The 18,805-nt window shown below is 72.4% G+C and carries 9 protein-coding genes; 2 read left to right on the forward strand and 7 right to left on the reverse strand.

Annotated elements, in window-relative coordinates; all coding sequences use genetic code 11:
* Positions 1-171 precede the first annotated feature (171 nt).
* On the forward strand, positions 172-321 hold the full coding sequence (locus tag ACFQVD_RS20375; RefSeq protein ID WP_343982491.1) for a hypothetical protein: 150 nt from the start codon (positions 172-174) through the stop codon (positions 319-321).
* 191 nt (positions 322-512) lie between these two features.
* Here the strand turns inward: ACFQVD_RS20375 and ACFQVD_RS20380 are convergent, their stop codons facing one another.
* The 7 genes from ACFQVD_RS20380 to ACFQVD_RS20410 are packed head-to-tail and all read right to left on the reverse strand — an operon-like array spanning position 513 to position 12,183.
* A complete protein-coding gene (locus ACFQVD_RS20380) occupies positions 513-6,188 on the reverse strand; it encodes a non-ribosomal peptide synthetase/MFS transporter (protein ID WP_343982494.1) in 5,676 nt (1,891 codons plus the stop codon).
* On the reverse strand, positions 6,185-7,327 hold the full coding sequence (locus tag ACFQVD_RS20385) for a 2-oxo acid dehydrogenase subunit E2 (RefSeq protein ID WP_343982498.1): 1,143 nt from the start codon (positions 7,325-7,327) through the stop codon (positions 6,185-6,187). Before ACFQVD_RS20385 ends, ACFQVD_RS20380 begins: the two co-directional genes overlap by 4 nt.
* A complete protein-coding gene (locus ACFQVD_RS20390) occupies positions 7,320-8,303 on the reverse strand; it encodes an alpha-ketoacid dehydrogenase subunit beta (RefSeq protein WP_343982501.1) in 984 nt (327 codons plus the stop codon). Before ACFQVD_RS20390 ends, ACFQVD_RS20385 begins: the two co-directional genes overlap by 8 nt.
* Positions 8,294-9,217 carry a thiamine pyrophosphate-dependent dehydrogenase E1 component subunit alpha gene (locus tag ACFQVD_RS20395; protein ID WP_343982504.1) on the reverse strand — a complete coding sequence of 308 codons (924 nt, stop codon included), beginning with the start codon at positions 9,215-9,217 and terminating at the stop codon, positions 8,294-8,296. The genes ACFQVD_RS20390 and ACFQVD_RS20395 overlap by 10 nt, the downstream gene beginning before the upstream one ends.
* A complete protein-coding gene (locus ACFQVD_RS20400; protein WP_343982507.1) occupies positions 9,210-9,449 on the reverse strand; it encodes a phosphopantetheine-binding protein in 240 nt (79 codons plus the stop codon). Before ACFQVD_RS20400 ends, ACFQVD_RS20395 begins: the two co-directional genes overlap by 8 nt.
* The gene (locus tag ACFQVD_RS20405) at positions 9,428-10,717 is read right to left on the reverse strand and encodes a condensation domain-containing protein (RefSeq protein WP_343982510.1); all 1,290 of its coding nucleotides are present in this window, start codon (positions 10,715-10,717) and stop codon (positions 9,428-9,430) included. The genes ACFQVD_RS20400 and ACFQVD_RS20405 overlap by 22 nt, the downstream gene beginning before the upstream one ends.
* Entirely contained in the window at positions 10,717-12,183 is a 1,467-nt protein-coding gene (locus tag ACFQVD_RS20410; RefSeq protein WP_343982514.1) for a class I adenylate-forming enzyme family protein, read from the reverse strand. The genes ACFQVD_RS20405 and ACFQVD_RS20410 overlap by 1 nt, the downstream gene beginning before the upstream one ends.
* Before the next feature lie 366 nt (positions 12,184-12,549).
* Between ACFQVD_RS20410 and ACFQVD_RS20415 the strand changes: the two genes are divergently transcribed.
* Complete coding sequence (locus ACFQVD_RS20415; RefSeq protein ID WP_343982517.1) at positions 12,550-18,804, forward strand: amino acid adenylation domain-containing protein; 6,255 nt, start codon at positions 12,550-12,552, stop codon at positions 18,802-18,804.
* Position 18,805 lies beyond the last annotated feature (1 nt).

Here is an 18,805-nt window from a genome sequence, read left to right on the forward strand (position 1 = left end):
TGACCTGTCGTCCGGTCCGGCTCCGCCTCGACGCGCGTGCCCATGACCTGTCATCCGGTCCCGCCCGTGTTGACGCGCGTGCTCGGCGAGGCGATTGCAGTCGCCCACCACTGGTTCGCAACCGGAGGTTGGGACATTGGCCACGTTGTCAGATTGAAAGGGGAAACAACGATGGCCAAGGCCAAGCCTGAGCTGTCCGCGCTGTCCGAGATCGGCACCGAATTGGACGAGAGCCAGCTCGCGCAGGTCAACGGTGGTTACTACTGGGATTTCTACCACTGGGAGGACTTCGCCCCCGGTGGCTGGGCGTACCGTCCCTGACGCCGCGTGTAGCCGGACAGACGTGAGAGGACGGGGCGCGGCCGTCGAGCGCGCCCCGTCCATGCTCTCTTCACCTGTTCTCCCGGCCTCCTCCCGGAGGGGGCCGGTGTTCCGGGGTTCCGCCGGTCAGGACGGGGTCATCGTGTTCCTTTCGGCGTGGGGACCCCCCGCCTTCAGGCGTGGAGAGGATGTCAACTCCGGGTTGAGATCACCTCGGTGGTCGGCTCGTCGCGCTCGCGCTCCTGACGCCTCCGGATGGTCTGGAAGCCGACCAGATCGTCCGGGAGCGCGTCGGGGACGTCGGTGTCGAACCTGGACAGCGTGCGGGTCCGCATCGCGACCAGCGCCGTGACCGCGATGGCGACCGCGAACAGCACGTACATCAGTCCGACGCCCCGGCCCTCGCCGGTGCCGAGCACGAGGCCGACGGTTCCGGCCAGCGGCCCGCCTGGCGCGAGCAGCGGCTCGAACAGGGCACTGCCGTACGGCGCGACCAGACCGAACCCGATCGGCAGCGTGGACCAGGCGATGAGCGTGTTGAGCGCGATGACCCGGCCGTGGAACCGTTGCGGCACCTTGACCTGGATGATCGTGGCGTAGACGCCGTTGAGCATGGTCAGCCAGAACGACATCCCGAAGGCACCGATCCCTATCAGGATCAGGTTCTGCTGCAGGCCGGTGACCAGGCAGAAGGCGCCCAGTACGAGGGTGGAGAGCATGACGCCGCGCAGCCGCCGCCGCCTTGGGCCTCCCCAGACGGTCATGGTCAGGCCACCGAGGAAGACACCGAGGCCTCCGAAGAAGGAGATCCTGCCGACGTCCTCCAGCGTGGCGAAGCCCAGGACCAGCGGTGAGATGAGCAGGAAGAGCGGGGACAGGAAGATGTTCAGCACCGCGAAGAAGAACAGCATGCCGCGGAAGCCCCGGTTGCCCCAGGAGAACCGCCAGCCCTCGACCATCTCGGCGACCAGCGACTCCCTGCGCTTCCACGCCATGGCCTTCGGGAAGCGCACGAAGAGCAGCACCCCGATCGCGAAGACGTAGGAGACGACGTCCAGGACGAGGATGCCCTCCAGGCCGATCACCGCCATCAGGCCGACCGCGAGCAGCGGGACGACCAGCTGTGCGGTGCCGGTGACCATCTGGACCACCCCGTTGGCGTGGCCGAGGAAACGCTTGGGGACCAGTTGCGGTACCGCCGAGTTGTACGCGAGGCGCTGGAAGGTCAGCGCCACGGACAGCAGCACCAGAAGCGGGTAGATGTGCCAGACCTGGAGGTTGCCGGTCCACAGCAGGACGCCGAGTGCCAGCTGGGTGCCGAAGGCGCCGATGTCTCCGGCGAGCATGACCCGGCGCCGGTCGTAACGGTCGACGAGGGCACCGGCCAGCGGGGAGACCAGCATGCCCGGGACCAGTGCGAGGACTGAGAACAGGGCGAACCTGGCGAGCGAGCCGGTGGTGATGTAGATCCACAGCGGTACGGCGAACTCGGTCAGCGAAGACCCGACGATCGAGACGAGCTGGCCCGCGGCCACGGTGGCGAACCGCCTCATGCTCGGCTGGGGGCCGGGCCTCACCGGGGAGACCGCCGTTCCGGGGGGCCCGGCCGCCGGTGGCACGCCACCCGTGCCGGGACCGGCGAGAGCGGGCACGGCCGGGGTCCGCCCGGCCCGGACGACGGCTCCGGCGGGTACGGACCGCTCGCCGGGGTCCTGACCGGTTCCGCTCTCCGCGTCCTTCACCGGACCGGCCGGGACGGTGACGGCTCGGACGAGGGCCGGGTCGGCGTGGGCGGCCCCGGCCGATGTGTCACGAGCGCGGGCGTCCTGGACGGAGACACCGTCGAGCCACCAGGTGGACCTGTCGGTGCGGCCCAGCTTCGCCGTGTCGCCGGAGGCGATGGCCCCGTGGGTGCCGGTGACGATGGCCGCGAGCTCCGCCGCCCGATATTTCAGGAAAAAGTGCCCAGCCTCGTCGAGAACGACCACGGCCGTGGAGCCGGTCAGCAGGTGCCACTCGCGGTAGCGTTCCTGGTAGAACTCGGTGGCCGGATCGCGGTCGCCCGCCACGGAGATGATCGGCGCCCTGAGCGGTTCGACGCCGTCGGTGAAGAGGCGGGTGAAGTAGCGCTCCGCCTCCCTGGTGCCCTTGCGGCGGTTGTCGATCATCAGTTTGAGCTGGTCGCGTTCCAGGTCCTCCACGTCGAGACCGGCGGCCTGCAGGGCGTTGGCCCAGACCTGGTCGCTGCGGAGGCGGTCGGTCAGGTTCGACAGCCGGGCCAGCAGCGAGTCGGGACGTGCGAAGGGGAAGATGCCACCGAGGTAGATCGCCTCGACCTGGCGGCCCGCCGCCTCCAGGTGACGGGCGATCTCCACGGTCAGCATGACGCCGAGCCCGCAGTGCCCGTACAGCGCGAGCGGCCCCCGGACGTCCCGGAGAATCTCCGCCACACAACCCAGCGCGACCTCCTCCACCGGCCGGGTCTCCTCGATCAGCCCCATCTCCTGGCCGGGGACGGCGACCGCGTGCAGTGCCCAGTTCGCCGGCAGCGCGTCGGCCAGCGGCTGGTAGATGGCCGCGCTGCCACCGCCGTACGGCACGCAGACCAGGGTCGAGGTGGCCGCGCGGGCCGGGGTGAGCCGGTGCAGGAGCATGCGCGGGCCGTCGTCGGCCGTCTCGACGAGCCGGGCGAGCTCGCGGACCGTCCGGTTCTTGAACAGGTCCAGGATGGTGACCTGGCGCCCGCCTTCCGGGAGGGTCTTTCTGAGGCGGGCGACCACCTGCGCGGCGAGCAGCGAGTGCCCGCCCAGGTCGAAGAAGTCGTCCAGCACGCCGACCTGGACGAGTCCCAGCACCTTCGCCCATACCGCTGCGATCGCCTCTTCGAGCGGCGTTCCCGGCGGGACGAACCCGGCCTCCTGGTCGGGTCGCGCCTCGTCGGGTTCCGGCAGCCTTGCCCGGTCGACCTTGCCGTGCGACTTCAGCGGCAGCTCGTCCAACCAGACGAACCGGCCGGGGATCATGTACTCGGGGAGCCGCTCGCCGAGCCTCGCCCGCAGCTCGCTGACGCTGCTCCGGTCGCCGGCGGTCGCCGCGACGACGTACCCGACCAGCCGGTCCGCGCGCAGCTCGACGACGGCGTGGGCGATCCCCGGCTGGTCGGCGAGTACCGACTCGATCTCCGGCAGCTCCACCCGGTAGCCCCTGACCTTGACCTGCAGGTCTCGGCGGCCGAGGAAGCACAGGTCACCCGAGGGCAGCCAGCGGCCCAGATCGCCCGTCCGGTACATCCGGGCGCCGGATTCGCCGTACGGGTCGGGCAGGAACCTGTCGGCCGTCAGCCCGGGGCGGCCGAGGTATCCGCGGGCGAGCCGGTCACCGCCGAGGTAGATCTCGCCGGTCATGCCCGGCGGGACCGGCCGCAGGTGCTCGTCCAGCACGTAGACCCGGGCGCCGGGCAGCGGTCTGCCGATCGGCAGGTTCTGCGCCCGCTCCTTTTCGCCGGTGACGGCGTGGGTGGAGACGCCGACCGTGGCCTCGGTGGGGCCGTAGTGGTTGACCACCGTGGTGTGCGCGGCCAGCCCGCGGGCCCAGCTCCACCCCGAGGCCTCGCCGCCGAGGACGAGGAGCCTGCGCGGGAGCAGCTCTGCGGGGTCGTCCACCGCGGCGAGCAGCGAGGCGAGGTGGGAGGGGGTCATCTTCAAATAGTCGGTGCGGCTCAGCTGCCCGGCGAGCTCCTCGGCCGGGGCCTGCGGGTCGGCCAGGTGCAGCTCACCGCCGGTCATGATCGACAGGTAGAGGATCGTCACCCCGAAGTCGAACGAGAGCGACTGCAGCAGCGTGTGGACCGAGGCGGGTTCGACCTCGAAACGTTCCCTGACCCCGGTGAGGTAGTTGAGCACCTGCCGGTGCTGCACCCCGACGCCCTTCGGCCGCCCGGTGGTCCCCGAGGTGTAGATCACGTACGCCAGGTGGTCCGGCGAGACTCCGGGAGGCTCGAACCCGGTCTCGTCCAGCGCCTCGGAGTCCAGGCGGATCACCGGCGCCCCGGGGAGATCGGGGACCAGGTCGCACAGGGCGGAGGCGGTGAGGACGGCGACGACCCCGGCGTCGGCGAGCATGTACGCCAGGCGGTCGCGGGGCTGCTTGGGGTCGAGGGGCAGGTACGCGCCACCGGCCTTCAGCACGCCGATGACCGCCGCCGCGAGATCCGTGGACTGCTCCAGGAGGACACCGACCCTGCTGTCCGGGCCCACGCCGTGGCGGTTCCTCAGCAGGGCGGCGATCCGGGTGGAGCGCTCGTCGAGCTCGGCGTAGGTCAGCGAGCCGCCGCGGCCCCCGGACGTCACGGACGCCGTACCCGAGGCCGGCGAGCCGTCGTGGACCACCGCCGTCGCGCCGGGGGTCAGCGCGGCCTGCGCGGTGAGGAGGTCGTGGAGCAGGTCGTGGCCGGACGGCCGGAGCGCGGGACCGGCCCCGAAGCCCAGGACCAGGTCCCGCTCGTCCTCGCCGAGCAGCGAGAGCTCGCCCACCCGCGCACCGGGATCCGCCACGATCGAGCGCAGTAGCGTCTCGAACCGCGCCGCCAGCAGCTCCACGGTCTCGGGGTCGAACAGCGCGGTGCTGTAGGAGAGGTGACCGACCAGCCCGTCCGGGCTCTCGAACAGGTAGAGGCCGAGGTCGAACCGGGTCGTCCTGGCCGGGAGGGTGAGGTAGGAGAGACGCCCGTCCTCCTGGCCCGCCTTGAAGTTCTGCAGCGCGAACATGACCTGCGCGAGCGGCGAGCGGCTGACGTCGCGGACCACGTTCAGCTCGCTGACCAGCTGGTCGAACGGGAGCTCCTGATGTGCGAAGGCGTCCAGCGCGCTCTCCCGGGTACGGGCCAGGAAGGTGGTGAACGGCGGGTCGTCCGCCAGGTCGGCGCGGAGGACCAGGGTGTTGACGAACATGCCGACGACACCGTCCAGCTCGGGCAGCCCGCGTCCGGCGACCGGGGAGCCGACGGCGAAGTCCGCCTGCCCCGAGTAGCGGGCCAGCAGCACCTGGAAGGCGGCCAGCAACGTCATGTACGGCGTGGCGCCGGACGCGGCGCCCAGCTCGGCCAGCCGCCGGGTGAGGTCGGCGTCCACCCGGACGTCGAGCGCGGCTCCCTCGTGGCACTGCTCGGCGGGACGCGGCCGGTCGGTGGGCAGTTCGAGTGCGGGCAACCCGGCGAGCCGGTCGCGCCAGTGACCGAGCTCGCGGCGGTGGTCCCGGCCCCGCTGCCAGCGGGCGTAGTCGCCGTAGCCGACCGGCGCGGGCGGCGGGGTCTCACCGTCGTGCAGGGCGAGCAGCTCGCGGATGAGCAGGTCGCTCGACCAGCCGTCGATGACCGTGTGGTGGGCGGCGAGCAGGAGCACGTGGTCGTCGGGCGCCAGGAGGACCAGCACCGCTCGGAAGAGCGGGCCGCGCTCCAGGTCGAACGGGACGGCGAGCTCGGCGTCGAGCAGCTCGATCGCGGCGTCCGCGTCGGCCGCCTCGGTGACACGCAGCTCGGCGGGGCCCGGCTCGTCGACGACGAGCTCGGGGGTGCCGTCCTCGGTGGTGAGGAACCGCATCCGCAGGGCCTCGTGGCGCGCGACGATCTCGTCCAGCGCCCGGCGCAGCGCGTCGGCGTCCAGCTTCCCGCGCAGGCGCACCGCGACGGGGACCGTGTAGGTGGTGGTGCCGGGGCGGTACTGCTCCAGGAACCACAGGCGCTCCTGCGCGTGGGACAGGGGCGGGACGGTTCCCTGAGCGCGGGCGACGACGGTCCGCGACTCCCCCCGGTTCCGGAGCCTTCTCGCGAGCAGTGCCTTCTTCGCGTCCGACAGCGTTGTCTCGCTCAAGCCCGCAGCTCCGTTCTGAGGGCCGCAAGGAAGAGCGCGGCGTCCCGGCCGTTGATCAGTCGATGGTCGTAGGCGAGGCCGATGTTGGCGACGGTTCGCACGGTCACCGTGCCGTCCTCGGCGAGTACCGGCTCGGACTGCGGCGAGGTGATCGCGAGGGCGCAGACGGTGCCGGGGAAGACGAGCGGGATCGCGAGGACGACGTCGGCGTCGGTGTGCAGGGTGACGGCGATGTTGGCGCCGGTGAGGTCCTTCTCGCGGAAGTCCCCCTCGGCCGCGGCGAGCCGGTAGCGCATGAGCGCCTCGGCGATCTCCCGCAGCGACCCGGTGTCGCGGACGACCGGCACGTACAGGCCCTCGCCCAGATCGAACGTGACGCCGACGCGCGGCGCGTCGGCCAGCCGTGCCTCGTCCCCGTCGATCGAGGCGAAGAAGAGCGGGAAGGCGGGGTGCAGCGCCGCCACGGCCTGTACGAACAGCTCCGCCAGGCCGACCGGCCTGCGGACCTGTCTGCTCAGCTCCCCGGTCCGCGCCAGCAGCGGGCCCACCTCGAACCTCACGACCGTGTACGCGGCGGGGATCGCGGCGTGCGAGACGGTGACGGCGCGCGCGACGGCGCGCTGCACCCGCGACAGGCGGTGGGTGCCCGCCTGTCGCCCGTTGGCCTTGTCCGGGTCCTTACCGGGTCCCGGCGCGTCCGCCCGCACGGTGCCGGTCGCCGCCCCGGTACTGCGGGCGGCCAGGGCCACCACGTCGGCCCGGCGGACGACGGCCAGGCCCAGGGACGCGACGTCGGAGTCGGAGACCCCGAGCTCCTCCATGGCGGCGCGGGCGGGATCGGTGACGAGCGGCCGGAGCGCCGGCTCGGCACCGGACGGAACGGGAGCGGGACCCTCCGGGGGGACGGCCTCGGCGGTGACGCGGGCGAGGAGCGCGCCGGGAGCGATCCAGGTGTTGAGAGCGGCGGCGTGGTAGAGGTGGCCGGACTCCTCCGCCTCCAGCTCGTCGGCGGCCTTGGAGGTCTCCAGCACGGCGACCGCCTCCCCCGCGACGACGGGCCCGCCGTCCTCGACGAGCCACTCGACGATCAGGTACTCGGTGTCGTTGTTGTTGAGCTTGGGGACGCGGATGTCAGCCACGCAGGGCCTCCCGTACGGCACGGTGGATCGTGGACTCCCCGACCAGGACCTCGTTCTCCAGGTGCGCGGCGGTGGGGATCACGGCGGCCCGCGAGTGGACGAGGCGGACGGGACCGCGCAGGCGCTCCCAGACGCGGGCGTGCAGCAGGTGGGCCACCTCACTGCCCCAGGTACCCCCGGCGGTGCTCTCCTCCGCGACCACGACGACGTCCGCGAGGTGCGGCAGGAGCGCGTCGGCGTCCAGCGGATAGAGGCGGGAGGGCACCAGCAGCCGGGTGCAGATCTCCTGTTCCACCAGCAGGGAGCGCATCGCGGCCAGTACCCGGTGGGCCATCCCGCCGGGGGCGATGACCACGCAGTCGGGGCGCTCTGTGGAGTCGCGGATGTCCACCACGGCCAGGTCTCCGTCGCGGCGGAGGAGGAACGGCGGATCCACCCGGCCCATCGGCCGGGTGTAGAGGATCTTGTCCTCGAAGAACACGCACGGCTCGCACCGTTCCAGCATCGCCGCGAGCACCGCGCGGTTGTCATGGAAGGGTGACATCTCGTACAGCGACAGCCCTGGCATGCCGACGAAGTGCTTCTGCAGGCTCTGGCTGTGCGTCGGGCCGTAGCCCCGGCCGCCGCCGGTCGGGCAGCGCACCACCATCCGCAGCGGCAGCCGCCCGCCGTACATCGACACCGACTTGGCGGCGAAGTTGCAGAGCTGGTCGAAGGCGAGCGTCACGAAGTCGCCGAACATGATCTCGGCCACGGCCGTGTTGCCGGTCAGCGCCAGACCCGCCGCGACGCCGGTCAGCGCGCCCTCGCTGATCGGAGTGCCGATCACGCGTCCGGGAAAGCGGCTGGACAGGCCCTTGGTGACCTTGAAGGCGCCTCCGTACGGATCGAGGATGTCCTCGCCGAGGACGTAGGCGGTGGGGTCGTCGTCCAGCAGCCCGTGCAGTGCCGCGTTGAGGTTCTCCGCTACGCGCACGGTGCCTCCCAGCGGGAGAGCGGGCGCGCCGCGACCTCGTCGGCGACGGCCTGGACCTCGGCCCTGACCGCGCCGTCGATCCGGTGGAACTGCTCGGGATGGTGGTGGGCGTAGCGGCCGTACCAGTCGCTGTCCCTGGCGGCCCGTACGGCGTCGGCCGGGCGCACGTCGTCGCCCTTGCTGTGCGGCCCGAGGCGGTGGGTGACGAACTCGACCACCAGCGGCCCCGCCTCGCGCACCCGCGCCACCTCCTCCTCCAGCGTGAGGCGGATCTCGTTGACGTCCGTGGAGACGACCTGCAGGTGCGGGATGCCGAAGGCCGCCGCCCGCCCGGCCACCGTGCCCGCCATCTGCGACGCGGTCGGGGTGGACTGGGCGATGCCGTTGTTCTCCACCACGACGAGCAGCGGGAGCCGCCAGAGCGCGGCGAGGTTCAGCGCCTCGTAGACCGCTCCCTCGCCCCAGGTGCCGTCGCCGATGTGGACGCAGGCCAGGGCCCCCGGCTCGGCGCGCTTGAGATGGAGCGCGACACCGGCGGCGACCGGCATGCTCTCGCCCTGCACCCCGGTGGACAGGTAGCGGTCGCGGTGGATGTGCTGGCTGCCGCCGACGCCTCCGCAGACCGCGCCCCGCCTGCCCATGATCTCGGCGAGCAGGCCGTGCGGGTCGCGGAACCTGGCCAGGTAGTGGCCGTGGCCCCGGTGGTTGCTGAAGACATGGTCGGCCGGGCCGAGCAGGGGGCGGAGCGCGACCGGGACGTACTCCTGGCCGAGGCAGGTGTGGGTGGTGCCGCCCAGCTCACCCCTGCCGTACAGCTCCAGGAGCTTGAGCTCGAAATGCCTGACCAGCAGCAGGAGCTCCAGGTCGTCGTCGGCCAGGCGGGAGAGACGGAGCCCGTCGAGGGTCTCAGTCATCGCCGAGGGAGCTCGCGATCCCGGTGATCCCGGCGATCGTCGGATTGTCGAAGAAGTCGTCCAGGGAGACCTCGATGTCCAGGCGCTTGCGCATCCGGGCGATGATCTGAGTGATGGTCAGCGAATGACCGCCCAGGTCGAAGATGTCGTCGTCGTCCTCGATCGGCGAGATGCCCAGGACCTCCTCCCAGATCTCGCGCACCTGGTCGGTCAGCGTGGTGACGGAACCCATTCGTTCTCCAGAAGTTCGTGCAGTGGCAGGTCGGGGTCATCGGTGGCGCGTTCCAGCAGGAGGCGCAGGTCCTCGGCCACCCTGGCGGCGTCGGGCACCGTCTCGGGGTCGTGGCGCAGGCTGATCTCCAGCCCGCCGGGGCCGTCCACGCACTGCAGGTGCAGCGCGCCGCGTACCCCGTGGTTGAAGACCGTCCACTCCACGGACGTGTCGAGGCCGGTGAAGACCGGGTCGGCGTCGCGGCGGACACGGTAGCTGACGGAGACGGGCACCAGCGCGGCGTGCGGCCGGATGCGGGGCAGCGCCCGGGAGAGCGGCACCTGGCGGAACCGGTAGACCTCGCGCAGTTCGGCGCGGAGCGCGGTCGCGAACTCGCGGAAGGTCTGCCGCCCGGACGGGGTGGAGGCGACCGGGAGCTCGTTGACGAACAGGCCGATGTGGCCGACGGCCTGTTCGGGCCGGGTGGACAGGTCGACGGCGGTGGTCACCGAGGCGTTGCCGTAGCCGAGGAGCCGCGCGTGCAGCGCGGCCAGCAGCGCCTCGAACCGGGTCAGGCCGGGCACCGAGGGGACCTGTGGGCCGAGGGTGAACCGGAGCACCCGTCCCTCGCCCGCCCGCCGGGACCTCAGCGCCCGGCCGAGCACGACGGTCTCGCCCGGATCTCGCCAGCGGGGCTTCCAGAACTCGCGCGCGGCGGGAAGCATGGCGGCCACCCGGTCGCGCTCGGCCCTGCCGTGGTCGATCCCGGGCAGCGGGGGCGGCGGCTCGCCGTTGTGGAAGGCGGCCAGGTCACGCACCAGGATGTCCTTGGACTGCCCGTCGAAGATCAGGTGATGGGCGACGAAGAGCAGCAGGTGCCGCTCAGGGCCGGTCTCGAACAGGGTGAAGCGGGCCAGCGGGCCCTTCTCCAGGTCGAAGGCGCGCATGATCTCCTCCCGCACCGACGCGCGCACGCCCGGCCCATGGTCCGGGCTCCCCGGGGAACCTCCCGGGACGTCGTTCGGGGGATCAGCGGGGAAGGCCGCCGCCCGGCGTACCGGAACCTCGGCGCCGGGCACGAGCCGCAGTTCGTCGTCCACCTCCGCCACCACGCCGCCCAGCGCCGGGTGCCGGTCGACCACCGCGGCGCAGGCCGCCAGCAGCGCGCCGGTGTCCAGGGCGCCGCGGAGATGAACGATCAACGGCATGTGGTAGGCGGTGCCGCCGCCCGCGGCCTGCTCGGTCACCCACATCCCCTGCTGGGTGAACGTGACCTCGGACCCGGACATCACACGCTCCCCATCGTCCGGCGCAGCGCCTTCTTGTCGACCTTGCCGCCGGCGTTGCGCGGCAGGGCGCCGACGGTGACGACGTGCGCGGGCAACTCGTGCGGGGCCAGCCGGTCCTTGAGGAAGATCCGCAGTTCCTCCGGCGCGAGGGGCTCCGAGGTGGCGAGGGCGACGGTGACGACGCTTCCGAGCACCGGGTGCGGAACCCCGAACGCGGCCGCCTCGATCACCGCCGGGTGCCGGTGGACGACCTCCTCGACGTGGATCGTGGAGACCTTGAAGGCCCCGGACTTCACCACGTCGCCCTCCCGGTCGACGAGGTAGAGATAGCCGTCGGCGTCGAGGTAGCCGAGGTCGCCCATCCGCACCCAGCCGTCGCGGAAGGTCTCGCTGCCGGGGTCGCCGTAGTAGGCGCGCGGTACCGCGGGGGATCGCATCCAGACCTCTCCGGTCTCCCCCCGCGCCAGCGGCTCGCCCGTCGCGGTGGCGATCCTGACCCGTCCTCCGGCGATGGCACGGCCGACGCTTCCCGGCCGCTCCGGGTCGAACATCATGATCGTCTGAGCCGGGGCCGCCTCGGTCGAGGTGTAGTAGTTGGCGATCGTCGCACTGGGGAAGGCCGTGGTCAGCGCTTGGGCGACGGCCGAGGGCAGTGGCGCGGCGGCCGAGCCGAGCAGCAGCACACTGGACAGGTCGTGCCGTTCGGCCACTCTCGCGTTGATCAGCTCGATGGCCATCGCGGGGACCAGGAAGACCGTCCCCGCCCGGTAGGACTCGATCAGCGACGCGAAGCGGCCGGGAGTGAAGCGCGGCAGCGTCACGACGGCCGGCCGGGCGTCGAGCGCGTTGATCAGCATCGTCTGCCCGGCGTTGGTGCCGATCGGGAAGGCGTGCACGAGATGCCGGGAGTGCGCGAACGGGCGGCGTCCGGAACCGCAGCCGTAGGTCAGGTTGGCATGGGTGGCCGAGACTCCTTTGGGGCGGCCCGTGGTGCCGGAGGTGTAGAGGATCTGGGCGAGATCTCCCGGCTCCGGTGCCGCGAGGTCGGCTTTCTCATAGGACGTTTCGGCGCTCAGGCGGTCGACGGTCGCGCTCCAGCCGGCCTCGGGCACGGCGAGGTCGGCGGTGTGGCCGGTCGCGTGGACGATCCCGGTCGCACGGCAGCCGGCCAGCATGAGACGCAGGTCATCGGGGGCGAGGCGGTCGGAGAGCGGTACGGCCACCGCCCCGGCCGCCAGGACCCCGCAGAACGCCACGGCGTAGTCCGTCCAGTCGGCGGCCCCGAACACCAGGCCCACCCGGTCACCCGAGGTGACACCGCGCGCGAGCAGGCCGTTCGCGAGCGCGAGGGACCGCTCGTGCCACTGGTGATAGGTGAGCCGGGCCGAGTCGTGCACGATCAGCGCGATCCCGTCGGGGTCGGCGAGCGCCCGGTCTCTGAGCAGTTGGGGGACGGTCAGGTTCACCGGGTGAACCTCCCACTAAAGATCGGATGTATATGCAATCAGGGCGAGTGGCCATTGAGAGCAATACAGGAAAGAATCTTTACTATTCAAAATCGAGCGCCAGTCTTACATGATCGCCACAGCCTTGCAAGACCTTTGGCGGAGGTTCACCGGAGGGACGAAACCCTCGCAAGAGTGGGCCTTGCGCCCTCGGAGTGGAGGTGTAACACTGACCACCCAGAACTAACTGAAAGGTTTCTTTCCAGAAAGTGACCTTTCCCGAGGCCCACCCAACTGGGTAAATATGCGCGGAGTGGGCCTTTTGCGTACCAATTTCCAGCGCGATTGCGTGAGCGACCGGGCCCGCGGCCGAAAAAGGAGCCCTGCGTGTTCCAATCAGAGACCGTTCCAACCGGCCGGCCGGTGACGGAGTACCCCCTGTCACCCGGCCAGCAGCGGCTCTGGTTTCTGCACCGGCTCGACCCAGGCGACTCGACCTACAACACATCCTATGTTTACAGGTTGAAAGGTCGCCTTGACAGGACCGCCCTGGAGGCCGCGTTCACCGCCGTGGCCACCCGGCACGAGAGCCTGCGGACCAGGTTCCGCGAGGTGGACGGGAAGCCCCTGGCGATCGTCGACCCGCCCGCGCCGGTATCCGTCGAGCGGCTGGCGGCCCGGGACGCGCGGGAGGCCGCCGCGCTGGTCTCCGCCCTCACCAACACGGCCTTCGACCTGACCGCCGCGCCGCCGTTCCGGGTCTCGCTGATCGAGCTCGGCCCCGAGGAGCACGTGCTCTGCGTCGTCCTGCACCACATCAACGGCGACGGCTGGTCGCTGAACGTGCTCCGCTCCGAGGTCGCCGTCCACTACGGCAGCCGGGGCGGCGCGCCGCTGCCCGAGCTTCCCCTGCAGTACGGCGAGTACGCGCGCGACCTGCGCCCCGCGGACTCCGAGCTCCGCTGGTGGACCGAGCGGCTCGCCGGGGTGCCCGCCCTGGAACTGCCGACCGACCGGCCGCGCCCCGCCCGGCGGACCGGCGAGGGCGCCGAGGTCGACTTCCGGATCGAGGCCGATGTGGCCGCCTCGATCGGCGCCCTCGCCCGGCGTGCCCGGTGCACGCCGTTCATGGTGCTGCTGGCGGCCTACCAGGTCCTGCTCCATCGGCACACCGGCCAGCGCGACTTCTGCGTGGGCACCCCCTCGGCCGGTCGCGGCAGCACCGAACTGGAGACCATGATCGGTTTCCTCGCGACCACGCTGGCCCTCCGCTGCGACCTGTCCGGCGACCCCACCTTCGACGACCTGCTCAGACGCACCCGCAGGATGGTGCTGGACGGGCTCTCGCGGCAGGAGATCCCCTTCGAGCGCCTGGTGGCGGACCTCGACCTGGAACGTGATCTCAGCCGCACGCCGCTGTTCCAGACCATGTTCGCCTTCCACACCCACGGCGAGTGGGCCGAGCCCCTGCCCGGCCTCGACGCCACGCCCTTCCCCAACGGCTGGTCCCGTGCCCGGCTCGATCTGTCCATGGACCTCTCCCCCGGCGACGACGGCCACCTGTACGGCACCGTCATCTACAGCACCGAGCTGTTCGACCGCGAGAGCGTGGCACGGCTGGTCGCCCGCTTCCAGGAACTGCTCGCGGCCGTGGTGGCCGCCCCCGGCTCGCCGGTGAGCTCGCTGCGGATGCTGCCGGACGCCGAGCTCGCCCTGCTGGCGGAGTGGAACGACACCGGGACCGAAACGCCCGAGATCACGCTGGTCGACCTGCTGCTCGAACAGGCCGCGGCGACCCCGGGCGCGATCGCGGTACGGGCCGTGCCCGCCGGCACCGCGCCGGCGGCCGGATCCGGAGCGGAGGAACTCACGTACGCGGAACTGGCCGGGCGGGCGGCGGAGTTCGCCGGGCGGCTGGGCGCGGCCGGGATCGGGCCTGGCTCGCTGGTCGCGGTCCGGATGGAACGCGGTGCCGACATGCTCGTCGCCCTGCTGGGCGTGGCGATGAGCGGCGCGGCCTACCTGCCCGTCGACCCCGACTACCCCGAGGCCCGCGTCACGTACGTGATCGAGGACTCCGCGGCCGCGCTGGTCCTGACCGGCCTCGACGACCTTCCCCCGGCGACCGCGGCCCCCACCGCGACCCCTGCTGTGCCCCCCGCTGTGCCCCCTGCTGTGATCACGCGACCACGCCCCGGCGACACCGCGTACGTGCTCTACACCTCCGGGTCCACCGGGCGGCCGAAGGGGGTGACGGTGCCCCACCGGGCGCTGACCAACCTCCTGCTGGCGATGCGCGCGCTGCTGCGCTCCGAGCCCCGGGACGTGTGGCTGGCGCTGACCTCGCTGTCGTTCGACATCTCCGCCCTGGAGCTCTACCTGCCACTGGTGACCGGTGGCCGGGTGGTCGTCGCCGACGCGGAGACGGCCCGTGACGGCTCGCGGCTCGCGCGCCTGATCAGGGACGAGGGCGTGACCCACGTCCAGGCCACCCCATCGGGCTGGCGGGTCCTGCTCACCGGGGACCTGCCGCGCGTGGTGGGCCTGACCGGCGGTGAGCCGCTCGCGCCCCGGCTCGCCCGCGAGCTCCGCCCGCGCCTCGACCGGCTCGTCAACGTCTACGGCCCGACCGAGACCACCGTCTGGTCCACCGCCTGGGACGTTCCAGAACATCCCGGCGAGATCGTCATCGGCCGCCCGATCGCCAACACCGTCGTCCAGGTCACCGACCCCGCCGGCGAACCGTGCCCGATCGGGGTGGCCGGAGAGCTGCTCATCGGCGGCACGGGGGTGGCCACCGGCTATCTGGGCCGCCCGGCCCTGACCGCGGAGCGCTTCGTCCCCGCCCCCGGCGGCTCGCGGCACTACCGGACGGGAGACCGCGTCCGTCTCCGCAACGACGGCACCCTGGAGTTCCTCGGCCGTACCGACGACCAGGTCAAGCTGCGGGGTCACCGCGTCGAACTCGGCGAGATCGAGGCGGTGCTCGACACCCACCCCGGCGTGCGGCAGACGGTCGTCGCGGTGCGCGGGGACCGGCTGGTGGCCTTCACCGTGCCCGCCGCGCCATCGCCCGCGCGGCCAGGAGCGGACGGCCGCGGAGCGCTCCACGGTCTCGGGGAGCACGCCGCGCGCGAGCTGCCCGGCTACCTGGTGCCCAGCGTGTTCGTCGAGGTGGAGGCGTTGCCGCTGACCCCCAACGGGAAGGTCGACCGCAACGCGCTTCCCGAGGTGGACGGGACGCCCGCACGGGACACGACCGCCCCCCGTACCCCCGCCGAGCGGATGGTCGCCCAGGTCTTCGCCGAGGTGCTCGGGACGGCGAAGGTCGGGGCGCACGACGACTTCTTCACCCTGGGCGGGCACTCGCTGCTGGCCACCATGGTCACCTCACGGCTGGCGGCGCTGTCCGGAACGGAGATTCCCGTCCGCGAGGTGTTCACCCGGCCGACGGTCGCCGGGCTGGCGGAACTGCTGCCCGACCTCGGCGTCCCGGTCGCGGAAGCGGGGTCCGGCCTCGGCGTCGCGGCCCGCGAGAGCGACGGGCCGCGCCCGAGGCCCGAGGGAACCGCTCCGCCGCTCTCCTTCGGCCAGGAACGGCTCTGGTTCCTCAACCGGCTCGACCGAGACGACGCGTCGTACAACATGTGCCTGGTCAGGCGGCTGCGCGGGCCGCTGGACCGGGACGCCCTGGCCCGCGCCCTGGCGGGCACGGTCGCCCGCCACGAGAGCCTGCGCACCCGTTTCCCCGAGGTGGACGGCGTGCCGGTCGTGGTCATCGATCCACCGGGTCCCGTGGCCCTCGACGAGACGAACGCCGCGGACGAGGCCGAGGCACAGGAACTGGTCTCGGCGCTGACCAACGCGCCCTTCGAGCTGGCCGCCAGGCCGCCCCTGCGCGTCGCGCTGATCCGGATCGCCGAGGACGACCACGTCCTGTGCGTCGTGCTCCACCACATCCTCGGCGACGGCTGGTCGCTCAACCTCGTCTTCGACGAGGTGTCACGCCTGTACTCCGGCGACACCGCCCTGCCCCCGGTCCCGCTCCAGTTCGGCGACGTCGCCCGCTGGCAGCGCGAGCGCGACCTCGGCGGCCTGCTCGGCTACTGGCGGGACAGGCTCGCCGGCCCCACCCCGCTGGACCTGCCGGTCGACCGGCCGCGCACCGCCGGGGCCGCCAGGCGCGGCGAGGTGGTCACCGTCCGGCTGGACGAGGCCGAGGCCGCCGCCCTGGCCTGGCTGGGCAGGGAGCACGGCGCCACCATGTTCATGGTCCTGCTCGCCGCCTACCAGGTTCTGCTGTCCCGGCACAGCGGCCGGAGCGACATCCTCGTCGGTACGGCCACCGCCGGCCGGGACCGGGTCGAGCTCGAACCGGTCGTCGGCTATCTCAGCGACACCCTGGTCATGCGCGGCGACCTGTCGGCCGACCCCGTCTTCTCGGACCTGCTCCGGGAGACCAGGACCGGTGTCCTGGACGCCTTCTCGCACCGCGGCGTGCCGTTCGAGGAGCTGGTGCGGGCCCTGGGGGGCGAGCGCGACCTCACCCGCACACCGCTGTTCCAGACCATGCTCATCCTGCACACGCAGGACTCCGGGCAGGCCCGCGACGCCTTCGGCGGGCTGACCGCCACGGTGTTCGAGCACGGCATGCGGCAGGCCAAGCTGGAGCTGATGCTGGAGGCATGGCAGGACGAGCACGAGCTCATGCTCAGCTTCGCCTACGACGCCGAGCTCTTCGACCGGGCCACGGTCGAGGCCATGGCCGCACGGTTCCACCTGCTGCTCACCGCGCTGCCCGGCGCGTCCGGCGACCGCGTCTCGGAGCTGCCGCTGCGCACCGAGGACGACGACGCCCTGCTCCTGCGCCTCTCCCGCGGCCCGGTGCGGCCCACCGCCGCCTCGGTGCCCGACCTGTTCGCGGCGACCGTACGCGACACGCCGGACGCGGTCGCGATCGGCTGCGGAGGTGCCACGCTCGGCTACGCCGGGTTGGACGCCCGCGCCGACGAGCTGGCCGCGCTGCTGCGAGGGCACGGCGTCACCGGTGGCGATGTGGTCGGCGTCTGCCTGGACAGATCGCCCGACGCCGTCGCGGCCCTGCTCGCGGTCTGGCGGGCCGGGGCGGCCTATCTGCCGCTGGACCCGGACCACCCCGCCGAACGGCTCGCCTTCATGCTGGACGACAGCGCCACCCGCCTCGTCCTCACCTCGGCGGCCCTGCGCGACCGGCTGCCCCCCACCACCCCGGTCGTCCAGCTGGACGACCGGCCCCCCGCTCCGGAGGCCGGCCGGCCCGCCGATCCGGCGGCACCGGACGGCGGGGCCGCCTACGTGATCTACACCTCCGGGTCCACCGGAACGCCGAAGGGGGTCGTGGTCTCGCACCGCAACCTGGCCGCCCGCGTCGCATGGATGCGCGAGGCGTACGGGCTGGGTCCGGGCGACCGGATGGTCCAGTTCGCCTCGCTGAGCTTCGACACCCACGCCGAGGAGATCTACCCGGCGCTGGCCGCCGGGGCCCGGCTGGAGCTGCTGCCCGAGGGCGGCGTCACCCTGCCCGACCACCTCGACCAGGTCACCGTGCTCGACCTGCCCACGGCCTACTGGCACGCGCTGGTCGACGACATCGACGAGATCGCCTGGCCGCCGACCCTGCGCCTGGTGATCCTCGGCGGCGAGCAGGTGCACGAGGCGGCCGTGGCCCGCTGGCGCCGGCGCTTCGGCGACCGGACACGGCTGGTCAACACCTATGGCCCGACCGAGGCGACGATCATCGCCACCGCCGCCGAGCTGGACGGCTCCCCGGGACGGCCGCCCATCGGCGTCCCGATCGCCGACACCTCGGTCCTGCTCCTGGACGCCGCCGGCCAGGAGGTCCCGCCGGGAGCCCCCGGTGAGCTCTGCGTCGGCGGGGCCGGGGTGGCCACCGGCTACCTCGCCAGGCCGGGCCTCACCACCGAGCGCTTCCCCGTCCTGCGCGGAGAACGGATCTACCGGACCGGCGACCTGGCGCGCTGGCGGTCCGACGGGCGGCTGGAGTTCCTCGGCCGCCTCGACGACCAGGTCAAGGTCCGCGGCTTCCGGATCGAGCCCGGCGAGATCGAGGCGTGGCTGCTGACCCACCCCGGTGTCGGCCAGGCCGCGGTGGCGGTGCGCCGGGAGACCCTGGTCGGCTACGTCGTCGGCACGGCCGGCGGCGAGGAACTGGCCGGATACCTGGCCGGGGCGCTGCCCGCCCACATGGTCCCCACGCTCTGGGTGAACCTCACGACCCTGCCGCTGACCGGGAACGGCAAGCTCGACCGGGCCGCGCTGCCCGCGCCCGAGGCCGGCCCCCGGACGAGAACCGCCCCGCGCGGCGACGCCGAGGAACTGGTGGCCGAGATCTTCGGCGAGGTGCTGGGCATCGAGGAGGTCGGCGCCTTCGACGACTTCTTCGCGCTGGGCGGCCACTCGCTGCTGGCCACCCGCGCCGTCGCCAGGCTCCGTGCCGCCGTCGAGGTGGACGTGCCGATCCGCACCCTGTTCGCGCGGAGCACCGTGGCCGACCTCGCGGCGGCGGTGGAGGAACTGCTCGTCGCCGAACTGGCCGAACTGTCCGACGAGGAGGCCGCGCGCCTCATGGAGACCGGGAGCTGAG

The sequence above is a fragment of the Streptosporangium amethystogenes subsp. fukuiense genome, from assembly GCF_042665875.1.
GTDB classification, from domain to species: Bacteria; Actinomycetota; Actinomycetes; order Streptosporangiales; family Streptosporangiaceae; genus Streptosporangium; species Streptosporangium fukuiense.